This is a genomic window from Veronia pacifica (genome assembly GCF_001707825.1).
Classification (GTDB): Bacteria; Pseudomonadota; Gammaproteobacteria; order Enterobacterales; family Vibrionaceae; genus Veronia; species Veronia pacifica.
The window spans coordinates 29,974-44,287 of sequence record NZ_LYBM01000029.1 but is presented as its reverse complement, the minus strand read 5'-3'; the positions used below and the strand labels follow the sequence as shown (position 1 = coordinate 44,287).

Genomic DNA, 14,314 nt, shown 5'->3' with positions numbered 1-14,314 from the left:
CACCCTGTCTTAGTATAAAATGAACACCGTTTTTTAAGGGCGTTTGAAGTAAATCTAAATAGAGACTCAATATCACTTCTGATAACTACTCGATCTCAGGTTTGAAAATGGTGTGAATTTAGAAACTTTTTCAGTAAAAACAAAATGTAATGTTTTGCGACTTTTACCGAGTTTACGCAATAAAAAATGAAATCTTATAAGAAATTAGAAAATCTGTTGAAGCTGTAAAGCCTCGCAAACACTCATCCTTGCTTCCAATGAAGTCAGCTGTAATGGCACCAGATATGATAGGTATGTACGAAGCATTAACCCTACAGAACATCTCTCTGGTTAAGAAAACAGTGATAACCAAACATGAAAAAAATTCAATTTGATAACGTTATATTTGATACCGGGCGGAGGGAGTTGACCTCTGACTGCGCCGAGACTGTCCAGCTACGGCCCCTGCCTGCTGAGGCTCTAGCTGTAATGTTGGACAACCCAAACATTCCAGTCAGTAAAGAGATGCTTATTGAGCGGTGCTGGTCCAGTAGTGTGGTGACAGATCAAGCGTTAACAAACGTTATCTCCAAGCTCAGAAAGGCACTGAATGCAGTTGGCGCACAAAATACTCGAATTAAAACAATTACAAAGTTGGGTTATGTGCTGGAGGTCGACGGTCAGGTAGAAAGACTTCAAGAAGATAGCGCGGTTGAACTATCCGAACCTGTTCTTTCCTTTGATCTTGCTCAAGTGGCTGGGTTAACAAAAGACGGTAAAAAGCGTAAATCAGTGGGAGCATCCAGAGACAATGACAGTGTTGGCGAGATAGACGAGAATCAAAAAGAATCTCCCTCCGATACGGTGGATAACGGTACTCAGCCAGAAGAGGTTAGCAGTGTTATTAAACCTACATCACCTTCGGGCGAAGAATTAACGGCACCTCAAAAAAAAGAGATGATTGTAGATGATAAAACGTCTCGTTCATCAAGTCTGGCCAAACATTCAGCGTTAGTAATCGTTGTTGCTGTCACCTGCTTATCTCTGGTCATATCACTATTTTTTGCGTTTCATGCTCTGAATTCTGAATTCTTTGATCGGGACCAGTTTGTAAAGTTAGATGCCAATAGTTACTACCGTGACTCCCATCTCTTCGTCGAGAAAGACTTTCAGGCACGCGATAGTAATGTTGATTTTGACGCGATTATGGCAGATGCCGATGTGCAGGCATTACCAGGATGCGCGCAAAGTATTTATCTTGAGGTATACCAGGCTTTGTTTGACCAAAACAGAGTGGGTATAAAAATGTATGCCTTTAACAAGGGTGACAGAGGCACCATCAATATAGTGAATAAAGAGGTCGGGCAAACTGAGATTAAGGGTGTGTTGAAACGTTCATTTATGGAGATTCGTAAAATATGCCATTCTTAATACTATTTTTCCTTGCATCTTTAGTCATCGTTTCGGTTCTCGGCTGGAATTATTTCTTTCCTGAGCCGCTGGTCAATACAACATGGAGCTGTAATTCGTATGTTCAGTTCTCACAGAGAGAAGGTAGTGTAGTACCAGGTATTCGGCATGAGTACGACACCCTTATTTTTCTGTCAGGCAAAGATGCTCGTCTCATCAAACGTGGCTATCAGCAACTGGAAAATGACAGACAGCGTGGTTATCAAATCGACTACACCATCAACTATAAGCAAACGAACGATACACTCTCGCTGACTTTCAGTGATATCGACTGGGTCTGGGGTGATATTGATAAGTGGAAGCAGGCATTGAAGTCTGAAAAAGGGGTCTCAGCAATCTTCAACTACCACAGAGATGGTGATCACTTGTTCTTATGGACAGGCAAACACGGCAACCGAATGGTTTGTTCTCGGTATATTGAGGATGATCGAGATCCCGTTTAACTTCAAGTTTACAACCACAAATCACTGTTGACCCGCCAAGGCGGGTCAGTCCTTTCTAAGACTTACTTTTCTATATTTCAATAATTCCCTGACGAGATATTTTTTCTCAATTGAGTCACGCGTTTCTAGTTTGTGACTATGCTGTTAATTAGATAAACGAAATTTTGCCCCTGTAACCAGTGAAGAGCGGCGTAAATATGGAACATCAAACTGGAATTCTTCTAGAAAGTGGTACGAATGAGCTTGAGATTATTGAGTTTCACCTTCGCAGAATTTTGCCGGATGGGACTAAAAAGGTATGTTATTACGGCATAAACGTAGCAAAAGTCCGCGAGGTTATTCGTGTACCTGACACCACCGACTACCCAAATGCGCAGCCTAATGTTTTAGGGGTATTTTCCCTGAGGGATCGTCTTATCCCATTAGTTAACTTAGCTGGCTGGCTTGGGGTGGACACCGATTACGAAATGGACAATAAAGTCGTCATTGTTACCGACTTCAACAAAATGATAAATGGTTTCTTGATAGACAGTGTGAGTCGTATTCACCGGGTGTCGTGGGAAGAAGTTGAATCTCCCAGCGAGTTCCTTGAAGCGGGTAATCAGGACTGTGTAGTGGCAGTTGTGCGTCAGGAAGGCAACCTGATAATGATACTTGATTTCGAGAAGATCATTGCTGATATTAACCCAGAAATCAGTATGGAAAAATATGACATCACGACGGATAAAAATATCCATCTGGACGAAGACGCCGTTTCGCAGCGTAATTCGAAAAGTATTCTGGTGGTCGATGACTCCGGCTTTATCCGTCGCATGATAGAAAACACATTGCGTTCAGCAGGCTATAACATTATTTCTGCGAAGGATGGTGCTGAGGCATATCGGACACTGATGGGTTTTGCGAAAACAGCGGACGAAGAGGGTGTTCCCGTTACCAATTATGTCGACGGCGTAGTAACGGATGTTGAAATGCCCAAAATGGATGGAATGCACTTATTGAAACGCCTCCGCGACACCAGCTTCTTCAAGAAAACACCTATCATTATGTTCTCGTCACTGATGAGTGAGGAAAACAGGCGTAAAGCACTGCAACTCGGTGCGAACGATACGATAACCAAACCCGAAATGGGGAGAATGGTAGCACTCATGGACAGCTTCATACTGGACATCAAAGACGAGTATGTCGCACCAGTGCCTGCCAAAGAGTAGTTATTTTTTTACAGAAATAGATAGAGAGCGTAATGCTCTCTATTTTTTTGCCGTTTTTATGGTGTGGTCAGTAGTGCTCACCACCATGATTCACCACCACGACTCAATACGGCGCGCAGCCCGTCAGCACAGTTTGTCTTCTCGTTACATTCCGCCAAGACAAATGTATTTTATGTTCAAGTATTCATCGAGTCCCAGCCTTGCGCCTTCCCGCCCGATACCTGACTGCTTAACTCCGCCAAACGGAGCAACCTCAGTTGAAATTATGCCCTCATTGACACCGACCATGCCTGACTGAAGAGCTTCAGCAACTCTAAAAATTCGATTGATATCCTTACTGTAAAAGTAACTGGCTAAGCCATATATCGTGTTGTTGGCTTCTTTGATAAGGTTCTGCTCGTCAGAAAAGCGAATAATGGGTGCAATCGGGCCAAAAATTTCTTCTTGAGCGACAGACATCTCTGATGTGACATTGGTAAGAAGAGCGGGCGTCACAAACCTGCCTCCTCGATCTTCTCCACCTGCAACGAGCGTCGCGCCCTGTTTTAAAGATTCTGTCAGCAAGCGAAGCGTATTTTGCTTGGCCTTCTCATCGATTAACGGCCCGACCTGAGTGGATGAATCAATACCATCTCCTACGGTAAGCTGAGCCATGGCTTGAGCGAATTTTTCGACAAAGCTGTCATGAATATCTTGGTGGACATAGAAACGGTTTGCGCAGACACATGTTTGTCCGCCGTTACGAAATTTGGAAGCAATAGCGCCTTCGACGGCGGCATCAATATCGGCATCATCAAATACAATGAAAGGAGCGTTTCCGCCCAGCTCCATCGACGTTCTTTTAATGCTTTCTGCACAGTCTCTCATCAAAATTCGGCCGACCTGTGTCGAACCAGTGAAAGAGAGCTTACTGATTGTTGGGTGCTGGCAGAAAAGTTTGCCTATGACAGAAGAACGAGTACTTGAAACAATGGTCAGGCAGTCCTCGGGTATGCCAGCTTGATGGGCGAGTGTTGCAATCGCATAGGCACTCAAAGGCGTCTGATTTGCAGGCTTTATCAGCATACTGCAACCAGCGGCGAGAGCTGGTGCGGCTTTACGGGTGATCATCGCAATGGGAAAATTCCATGGTGTGATTGCTGCCGTCACTCCTACCGGTTGTTTTAGCGTGATTATTTTTCTGTCATTACGCGGCGAGGGGATCACTTCGCCATATGCGCGCTTTCCTTCTTCTGCAAACCATTGAACGAAAGAGGCCCCATAAAGGACTTCGCCGCGAGACTCACTTAGCGGTTTTCCTTGTTCAATTGTCATGATGCGAGCTAAATCGTCGGCATTATCAATGATGAGTTGATACCATCGCAGCAGTATATCAGCGCGTTCTTTTGCTGTTTTTTCAGACCATTGCTGCTGGGCGATGGCGCTTTTATCTATCAGGGCGTTTATGTCTTCCTCGGACATTGAAGGAATGTAACCGATGGTTTTTCCTGTGGCAGGGTTATCAATAGAAATGGTGTCATTACCCTGTTCGCAAAGCACTCTTATCAGTTCTCGATTGTTGATTTTATCCATTTACACCTTTCTCCCAGCCGAAAATAGTCCGTTTGAAAGTCTAGGGTACATCGACAGGCAGGTAATACAATATTCCTGATTGATTCCGAGATTATTTGCAGCAAAAAAGACCTAAATCTCAAAAGGGACAGCTCTAGTCGAGGAACCTCAACAGACGCAGAGGGTGCGAGCTGCATAATAGATTTGCCCATAATACTGCCGCTTTAGCTAATCCTTATGCCCGACCATGACTTTCATTCATAGGGCAAAAGTTGAAATAGGAAAGGCTGGCGCTGAGTAGAAAAAGGTGCTGACATTTTGTTCAAGATAAGTGATCGTTACCATTATGGATAAATTTCTTTAACGCCCTGTTATATATCCATAATTATCTATATTAGACACTCCTGCTATATTTCTCAAAAGAAAGAAAATCATACTCTGGTTCACATTCCAATGGCTAAAGTTATAACTCGCTTGTATGGGCATTAAATCTTAAATATATTACATATGATCTATAAAAGAGAGATAATTAAATAGTTATTAAATAATACTATTTATGGTCTATTCAATTCCCCTGTTTATATTTTGGGCGCTATTTTTATTTCTCTCTTTTATTAAGGTTAATGATCACGCGAATTTTATTTTTCATATGCATAACCCTAAAAGGAAGAGGTCGAATGATGCGTAATATAAAATGCAGTGCCCTATGCATGGTTTTCTTAATGATGACTGGCTGTCAGTCGACCCCACAATCTCCTGAGGGTGGACAAGATTCAACATCGGTATCAACGGAACAAAACGACTTATTAGCAACAATTGAGAGGATTAGGGAAGTACATACAGAGTGGCGCGCTAAAATAAAGGCGAGCCATCCGATGAGTATATATAGTAAAAATATGGTGAATGATCTTCTGGATCAATGGGAGGATGTTCAGCATATTTATAGGCAAATAGAAAAAGAGCCCGGCGGAGTAAATGAAGATTACTCTTTATTTTCATCTCGTAGTTACGCGCAAACATTCGATCAAGCTGTTGCAGACCTCGCCGAGAAGCATCTTGCACTTTTGGCATTACAACAGCGCGCCGACAAGTTATTAGCGCCTTCAATAAAAGCGATGAAATATCTGGCATCAATAGGTGCAGATAAGGAATCTTCCCGAGAATTTAAGGTATTAGCAAGACAGTATCGTCGTCTCTTCAGGGAAGTGGAAAGCAATGATATTGACGATGCACAGAGTTTACAGGCAGAGTTTCTGCGTGATGCGAAGGCGCTAGAGGTTAAAGTTGCCCATAAAATCTACATTGAACCTTTAGAATCTATTGTGGATCGAATGGAGAGTGATGATTATGATGACATTGTTCCGCTGAGCTTCCTTGCATTGAGTGCGGCTGTCGAAACGGCCAAGTCTGTTGTACATTCCTCTCCGCGAGATAAAGATAAAATTGCCGATGCGGTTGAAAAAGGCCAGATAGAAATTCAACATACTGAAAATATTGCTCAAGAAGTCAAAAACCTTAAGTCTATCCGAGGCAGAAAATACGAGGCATATTTACTCAACATTGAGGCCTATCTTGATAATATCAATCTGGCACTTGATGGTGAGAGTATGCGAAGATTATCCATAGCATCACGTGCAGAAAAATTGGCGAAGTATGCGAATACTATAACATTGCAATCTAAAAATGATCAGCCTGCAATCAGAAAGCTTAAAAATGAGCTTGACGATACAACAAAACAAAACCTTATATTAAAAGAAAAGATAAGCAGCTTAGAAAGTAAACTCGATATAAGTGAGGAAGAGCGATAAAGTAGTTTCATGTTGAGTCTGAATATTAATAAAATATTCGTAATTAAAATTAAATAATATTAATCGGAAAGCACATTTTATATTTATTAAGGTGTGCTTTCTTTAATATAAAACCTTATGTATATAAAATCATAAAAAAAGATTATTTCCGTTTATGTATCTATATTGAGTCATCCAAAAGCCTGTTTATCTTCCACTATTATCCTCAAATGACAACTCATCCGACCTGTTTAAAAGCAAAAAATACAGTGATGAGTTTATTACATCAAATCGGAACAGATAGCCAGTGACCAATAAAGTCTCTTGCGCTGACGTTCATGATCTATTCAGTCAGGAGATAATATGCGCGACTTAATCAGGTGGGCCATTGCTATTTCAGCAACATTATTTGCATTTCATTCGCATGCAGAGGCTCCGCCTAAAAATCCTTTTCTCGCTGATTCTCCATGGCCGATGTCTCATCAAGGCCCCTATGCACAAGGTTCGTCCAGTTACCCTGGTCCCACGTCGAAACAGTCTTTGACTTCAGATTACCTGCCGGGGTTGCCTGTTTCGATTACGCTTGGCTATGCAAATACTGAAAGTAATAAGCCTACAGAATTTTGGGGCAGCTCGTTGTTTACCATATTCAATGCAGAAACCCGACCTCAATCTATTCATAGAAATGTTTATGTTAAGAAGCCTATCGCAGAGAATGCGCTGTCCGGCGCTTACATTGTTGTAGACAAAGATAATGCGACCTTTATTCCTGTCGGTGATACGGCATTAGGCAAGTTTAAACGTGTAGAGGTCTCGTTTTTGTGGTGGAAGACATCACGTATTGAAAAGCTGCAAGAGCTTGCAATTCCGTCTGGTTATATTGCGCCTGGCGATTACATTGTTGGCGTAAATATGACATATGACGGCCACTTGATTGTCGTTACCGCAAATGGTGTTGTTTGTAACGCTGACAGAAATCTAAACCAGTTTGATTGCATAACATTGAAAGAAAACCAGACTATCTCCAACTCCATCGCGATTGATGAAGAAGGAGGTATCTATATTGTCAGTGACAAATATATGAACCGTGTGCAATGGACAGGGAGTTTACTGTCTACAAGCAGCAATGATGGTTCATGGCAGGCTGGATACGAAACCGGACCGACGCAGCCTCTACCGGGCAGGTTGGGCACGGGTTCTGGTTCAACGCCATCGCTGATGGGGAATCAGGGTGAAGACCAGTTTGTTGTTGTCACTGATGGTCAGGAGCTGGCGCATCTGGTCTTGTTTTGGCGGTCAGAGATCCCCAATGACTGGCAGGCGATTGGTCCGGGAAAAGACAGGAGAATTGCAGCAGAAATTCCTATTACATTTGGTAACCCGAATGCGACGTCTAGCGTGTCAGAGCAATCTGTGTTGGTGAGAGACTACAGCGCCATGGTCGTCAGTAATGACTATGCTTTCAGCTCATCATGGTTACCGGGACTACTGCAATACACGACAGTGTTTTTCTCGAATATCGGCCCAAATGCGCCATATGGTGTTGAACGTTTCAGTTGGGATCCTGTATTTAAAACTGTTAAGAGCGACTGGTCAAACAAAGCGATAAGTTGTCCTAACGGAATACCGACAATGAGTGCAGCGACTGGTTTGGCATATTGTATTGGCCAGCGAGCAGGTGTGTGGACTCTTGAGGGGATTGACTGGCATTCCGGGGAATCTGCATTTCATTATCCCTTGGGGATACTGCCAATTAACAATAGCTTTTATGCCGCAACGCAGATTGGGGCGAATGGAGACATCGTGACAGGAACATTTGGCGGGGTGGTGCGCATCCGTCAAAAATAAAGAAAGAGAGGCTGTCACTGGCAGCCCCTCCTTCATTGCGACGAGAAATACTCAGGTTTAGACCGTTTCTGGCTCTTGCTTCACCCAGTAGTAATGATTATTGGCTTTTTTAGCTATCATTCCTTTCTCTGACATGTCTTTGAACAGCATATCGACTTTTTCGTTACTCAGATTAAAGTGACGGATCACAGCTTTTTTACTACATGGAATGACGCTATCGCTGAGTGCATTTTCTACCTGTTGTTCCAGCGGCAGTGGCTCTTCAACCGGTTCAATCGCATTTTCTTCGTCCAAGTTTTCAGCCGCTGTCGATAATTCATTGTCAGAGTTGGCGGATGGTCGCTCCAACAGTGCAGCAGGGACAGGTGTTGCAATGGCATCAATAGTCACTTCACGATGACGCCTGAAAATTGGCGGAATCGGAGCTCTTCGCCAATGACACCAACAAAAAATGCAGCAAAGAAATCGAGCAAAAACGATAAGAATATGACCAGCGCCAATTGGGCATCCTGAGCTGAGAGCTTCAAAGACTTCGCAATGCTGTCGATAAGTCCAATCGCAGATCCCTGAGTCACGGGAGGAAGTGCATCACGCTCGGCAGCCAGTTTCAGTTGTTCCTGACGTAGCTTATTGTTCTCCCGTTGTATGCGGTCCACACCAGAGGCAATACGCTCCATCTCAATATACTTTTTTGCGGCTAAATCATTCAACGCGATTTGCTTTTCAATCGCCTCTATTTGCCTGTTATAGGATGAAATTTTAGAATCATTGATTGTCAGATGACTCTGCGCTTTGTTAGTTGCGCTGTTTATACCGCCAATACTGCCGCCAACGGAAATTGCAGCGAGAATGAGATAAAAGAACAGGGCAACAAAGGCTCCAGAAAAGTTCCTGTGAGCACGCCTTTCCCCGTATTCATACCAGGCAAAGAACTTTCCCGCCTCAAAGATGACCGCGAGCGTCCCGAAAAGGACTTTCATCATAGGGTCGTCATCAATAGAGAGGAACAGGAGAAGAGAAAAAACAGTAGATGTAATGACAGCAGCGCCGGTAAATGAATAGACGCTGAACATCGCAAATCGACCTTTCGGATAGCGATATCCCATAGAATCTTGGTAATGCATAGTAATAGTTATGTTTGACTGCTGGAGCAGTTCGTTTTTGAGTTTCAGGAGAATACCGCATCGCCGGAAAAGATGCTGTTAAATCATGCCTCACGCTAATCAACTGATTGAATCCACAGCGAAATGGTTAAAGCTTGTTCGATATGGCGTTATTGCGGGGAAAGTGGAGAGGAAAATGAAGGCGTGATTCCTGTAGTTAACAGTGACAGGAACAGTCTTCAGACCTGAATGCGAATACCCGATTGCTAAGGCGTATCGAAATGACTGAGAGTCCCCATCTTTGTCACTGCCAACTCAGAACACTTACCATTGACGTTATCATCTTGAGGATAATTTTAAAAAGCCTCATTATGAATATCTTTCATGTTGCTTATGAAATAAAAGCAGTTTTAATCATGCAGATGTCCACGTATAAATTAACTTACTGTTTACGCATACAAAACCACAAACTTCTTTTAGCGACGTATTGAGTCGCGAAACGAACAAATTACTGGATAAAAAATTAAAAAGAAAAGTGCAAAGTCCAGTAAGCGTAAAGCACACAGTCAGGATTTAACTTAAAGAATTGGATACCGGAACGCCATGAATAAGAACTTCACATTTTCAATCAGCAGCATATGTCTCGACGAGAACTATCATCCATCAGATAGTACGCGGATAACCACTAACTTTGCGAATTTAGCGAGAGGAGAGAGTCGTCAGCAGAACTTACGAAATGCCCTGAAGATGATCGACAACAGTTTTAATGCTCTCGCGCATTGGGATAACCCTAATGGTGAACGATATTCTCTAGAACTTGAGATCGTTTCTGTCGATGTGGATATTGAGGGCAGTGGCAACACTTTCCCATCTATTGAGATATTGAAAACCATTATTGTCGATCACCAAACAGGCGATCGCACTGAAGGAATCGTGGGAAACAACTTTTCTTCGTATGTCCGAGATTATGATTTTAGTGTGTTGCTGCTTGATCATAATAAGGATCAGCCGAAATTCAGTATTCCGGATAACTTTGGCGACTTACATGGCAAACTATTTAAGTACTTTGTCAGCTCAGAAGCTTACAAACAGCACTTCAACAAGCGGCCTGTTATTTGCCTGAGTGTGTCTGACAATAAAGTTTATCATCGCACTGAGAATCAGCATCCTGTATTGGGTTATGAATACTTGCCGAATGAGTCGTCACTGACTGAGCAGTATTTTAAAAAGATGGGTTTGCAGGTTCGTTACTTTATGCCGCCTAACAGCGTTGCACCTCTGGCATTCTTCTTCTTTGGTGACTTACTCAATGATTACACCAATCTTGAGCTTATCAGCACCATCAGCACAATGGAAACATTCCAAAAGATCTATCGGCCTGAGATTTACAACGCTAATGCAGTAGCAGGAAAATGCTATCAGCCTAATCTGAAGAATCTTGATCACTCACTAACGCAAATTGTTTACGATCGGGAAGAGCGCAGCAAGTTAGCAATAAAGCAGGGAAAATTCGCTGAAGAGCATTTCATCAAGCCATATCAAACTGTTCTCAAGCAATGGTCTGAAAATTACGCGATTTAATGGATAAAAATACAGGGCAGTATTGATTATGAAAACACTATTTCCGACATCAACCGCTGGTAGCTTACCCAAACCTTCTTGGCTGGCACAACCAGAGACACTATGGTCACCATGGAAACTGGAGGGTGAAGAACTCACTCACGGCAAGCAAGATGCACTGCGTGTGTCTCTGCAGGAGCAACAGTTGGCAGGGGTAGATATTGTCAGTGACGGAGAGCAAACCCGCCAACACTTTGTGACCACCTTTATTGAGCATTTGAGCGGTGTCGATTTTGAAAACCGTCAGACAGTGAAAATTCGCGATCGCTATGATGCGAGTGTGCCGACGGTTGTTGGCCCGGTAAGCCGACAAAAACCTGTCTTTGTTGAAGATGCCAAGTTCCTTCGCCAGCAAACCAGCCAACCGATAAAATGGGCTCTGCCGGGCCCTATGACCATGATAGATACGCTTTACGACGCTCATTATAAAAGCCGCGAAAAGCTGGCATGGGAATTTGCAAAAATATTAAACCAAGAAGCCAAAGAATTAGAGGCTGCAGGTGTAGATATTATCCAGTTTGACGAGCCTGCGTTTAATGTTTTCTTCGACGAAGTCAATGAATGGGGAATAGCAACCCTGGAAAGGGCTATCGAGGGACTGAAATGTGAAACAGCAGTCCACATTTGTTATGGCTACGGCATAAAAGCCAACACAGATTGGAAGAAGACGTTGGGTTCTGAGTGGAGACAATATGAAGAAGTCTTCCCTAAACTACAGAAGTCAAAAATCGATATTATCTCGTTAGAGTGCCATAACTCTCGTGTTCCCATTGAACTACTCGAATTAATCAGAGGCAAAAAAGTCATGGTAGGGGCAATTGATGTGGCAACAGATACTATCGAGACCCCGGAAGATGTCGCGAATACCTTGCGAAAAGCGCTTCAATTTGTCGATGCAGATAAACTTTACCCATGTACAAACTGTGGTATGGCTCCATTACCGCGAGATGTGGCGAGAGCGAAGTTAAACGCATTGAGTGCGGGTGCAGAAATTGTGCGAAAGGAACTCACATCTTAAACACTAATATTTTAAACTATCTATCAAACGGCAGAGTTTCTGCCGTTTTTTTATGCCGCCATTTTATCTTTATAGTTGCAGTGTTGGCAGGTGTAACGTAATACTCTTACCTAGATAATATTTATCTCTTATTGAAATTACTTTAAGTTGGCGATCAGTTCAGTGGCCTTGTATTGTAAAGGTTATCAGACAATGATAAAGAGTGCTTTTCGAATTAATCACTCTAGATAAGAGACATGATGTACTGGGTATTTATTTAACTTACTTATTCTCTCTACTGACTTCATATGAATCAGTTTCATTTATAGTGTAAGTCGTATCAATATATTATAAATATTATGAGTAGGCTTTAATTTAAATAGTGTAAGAAAAGTACTGATAGTAAGCTTAAGTTATGAAATATTTTAATCATATAGAGGTTTAAATAAAGTGTAATTAATTGTTTTATATGAATTTTTATAAAAATTAATCACGTGTAATAACGATTAAACAAATAAAAAATATAACGGCCAACTATATGAATATCGTTTCATTTAATTTATGAGTAAATAAAATGATTGGGTAATATAATTCATATGAAAATAGAATTTTTTAGAATTTTTGCACTATTAAATATTGGTATTCTGTTGAACTTTATTATTGTGGCTGGTACACATTGAGTAATAAATTAATCATTAAATTTTAGCCATGATGCTAAAAGGAGTATTAAATATGACGATACAAGCAGTACCAAGTATGAGGATGACTCGGCCAGGTCCAATTCCGACTCAACTTGAATTCAAAACAGATAAAAAAGAAGGTGGCGGATATAAAAAAAATGAAAATCCAATTAGTGATAATCCATTAAAAAATAGAAATAACAATCAGAACCCTTATGTAGGCTCCGCCCAACTTAGCGACCATTTGAGATCTTACGAAAATAAGATTCATACATTAATAGAGCGTGGAGAGTTACCGCCCGAGAAAGCACAAAAATTAATACATAGGCTCGAAGGTGTTGAAAAGAAGCTCGAAGAAAGATTGCATGAAATTCGTCGAGATATTGAGGAAAAAGGAAATGAAAATTTCTCACCCAAGGACCACGCTAAAGCTCAGTTTCTGCTTAACAAAGCGAGAAATAAACTCAATGTTTTATATAAAGTATGTGATATTCGAGATAACGAGGGTGCTATCAAACATCTGGCATACGATAATGGATTACCGACAATAAACATTGATCAGGCTAAGCCCGGCAAACCTCAAACGTATAGTGCAGACTATGAGACATTCAAAGAGGGATTTCACGATAAATGGAAAGACAAATCAACGAAAGAGGTGATAAAGAAACGAGATGAACTTCTAAAACAGAGAGATAGAATTGCGATTAGGCTGGAGAAGGCTCAGAAAGGCCTAATAGATGCGGGTGGTCAACTTCATATGGATAAAGCTGATGCCAATAGAGAGCAGCACATGTGGATAAATAAGATTCGTAACATTGAGTTTAATCGAGACAGGGTGAGAGATAAGTTGCATGTTATGCAGGGGATATTGGTTAGTCGTCCGTAATTTTGTTGTCTTCTGCCATACAGCACCGAGGTATGGCAGAACAATAAAGCACTCACCTCGCATTAATACGCTATAACCAAAGATACATACATTGGCCCGACGATGACCTATCAAGGCATTAATTTTATTTATTTTTTAAATGTTATTTATCAGTATGTTGACTGATAAGGTTTTATTTCAGCTGAAGATCTTGCCAAAAGAGCTTTCTCAATATTTTTATAAAACTATTGCCCAAAACGAAAGCCAACAGGCATAAACCACAACGGCGCTTTGTGAATCTTGTATCAATCAATAGCTTTCTTTGCGACTTCATAACCTTGTCTCGTTCATATCTGATTTAACTCACTATCAGAAGTCTACGTGTCTTGTAATAAGCCAGTTTGATACGACGTACACTGTTCATGACATTCTGCTCGATGACCCAATAGGGGTGAAATTAGGTCATTACATCGTCAAAAAGACCAAAAATGTGATGCTGGTTCACTAATCAAATCGATGTATGGAAATGCCAAAAAAATAAATTGTGCGTTTGTCATTTCTGAATATGATGCGCGCCATTCCACAGTCAACGGCAAACTGCCTGAAAAGGTAGTGCGCAAAGTTTCCGGTCTAAGAGTGAATTCAACATCACTTATGATAGCGGGACCGCCATTTTCGGGCGCCTTTTTGGGCAATGAAAATGTACCGATGCGATAGTTTGTCCGTGCTTGGGTAAGAACTGTAGATCACCTAGGAAGCACAC

General features: G+C 41.7%; 9 protein-coding genes, 1 pseudogene and 1 riboswitch. Of the genes and pseudogenes, 8 read left to right on the top strand and 2 right to left on the bottom strand.

All coding sequences use genetic code 11. From position 1 onward, the window contains the following. Window positions 1–354: 354 nt before the first annotated feature. The 3 genes from A8L45_RS15150 to A8L45_RS15140 all read left to right on the top strand — a co-directional run bounded on the left by A8L45_RS15150 (window position 355) and on the right by A8L45_RS15140 (window position 3,100). Window positions 355–1,410, top strand: a complete 1,056-nt coding sequence (locus A8L45_RS15150; RefSeq protein WP_068903743.1) for a winged helix-turn-helix domain-containing protein — start codon at window positions 355–357, stop codon at window positions 1,408–1,410. Continuing rightward, entirely contained in the window at window positions 1,398–1,892 is a 495-nt protein-coding gene (locus A8L45_RS15145; RefSeq protein WP_068903741.1) for a hypothetical protein, read from the top strand. Before A8L45_RS15150 ends, A8L45_RS15145 begins: the two co-directional genes overlap by 13 nt. Before the next feature lie 197 nt (window positions 1,893–2,089). Continuing rightward, on the top strand, window positions 2,090–3,100 hold the full coding sequence (locus A8L45_RS15140) for a chemotaxis protein (RefSeq protein ID WP_068903738.1): 1,011 nt from the start codon (window positions 2,090–2,092) through the stop codon (window positions 3,098–3,100). 144 nt (window positions 3,101–3,244) lie between these two features. On the opposite strand, the gene A8L45_RS15135 is transcribed toward A8L45_RS15140, so the two are convergent. Continuing rightward, window positions 3,245–4,672, bottom strand: a complete 1,428-nt coding sequence (locus A8L45_RS15135; protein ID WP_068903736.1) for an NAD-dependent succinate-semialdehyde dehydrogenase — start codon at window positions 4,670–4,672, stop codon at window positions 3,245–3,247. 656 nt (window positions 4,673–5,328) lie between these two features. On the opposite strand from A8L45_RS15135, the gene A8L45_RS15130 reads away from it, so the two are divergent. Continuing rightward, window positions 5,329–6,459 (top strand): hypothetical protein, encoded by a 1,131-nt coding sequence (locus A8L45_RS15130; RefSeq protein ID WP_068903733.1) that lies wholly within the window; start codon window positions 5,329–5,331, stop codon window positions 6,457–6,459. 342 nt (window positions 6,460–6,801) lie between these two features. Next, entirely contained in the window at window positions 6,802–8,286 is a 1,485-nt protein-coding gene (locus tag A8L45_RS15125; RefSeq protein ID WP_068903731.1) for a hypothetical protein, read from the top strand. A 57-nt stretch (window positions 8,287–8,343) separates the two neighbouring features. Here A8L45_RS15125 and A8L45_RS15120 read toward each other — a convergent pair. Further along, window positions 8,344–9,410: pseudogene (locus A8L45_RS15120) on the bottom strand (Preprotein translocase subunit SecY). Window positions 9,411–9,992: 582 nt separating this feature from the next. On the opposite strand from A8L45_RS15120, the gene A8L45_RS15115 reads away from it, so the two are divergent. The 3 genes from A8L45_RS15115 (at window position 9,993) to A8L45_RS15105 (ending at window position 13,572) form a co-directional block, all read left to right on the top strand. Continuing rightward, window positions 9,993–10,970, top strand: a complete 978-nt coding sequence (locus A8L45_RS15115; RefSeq protein ID WP_068903729.1) for a DUF1852 domain-containing protein — start codon at window positions 9,993–9,995, stop codon at window positions 10,968–10,970. A 28-nt stretch (window positions 10,971–10,998) separates the two neighbouring features. Continuing rightward, on the top strand, window positions 10,999–12,027 hold the full coding sequence (locus tag A8L45_RS15110) for a methionine synthase (RefSeq protein WP_068903727.1): 1,029 nt from the start codon (window positions 10,999–11,001) through the stop codon (window positions 12,025–12,027). 711 nt (window positions 12,028–12,738) lie between these two features. Continuing rightward, window positions 12,739–13,572: a hypothetical protein gene (locus tag A8L45_RS15105; RefSeq protein WP_068903725.1), complete on the top strand. Its 834-nt coding sequence runs from the start codon at window positions 12,739–12,741 to the stop codon at window positions 13,570–13,572. Window positions 13,573–14,132: 560 nt separating this feature from the next. Further along, window positions 14,133–14,225, top strand: a riboswitch (cyclic di-GMP riboswitch). Window positions 14,226–14,314: the final 89 nt, after the last annotated feature.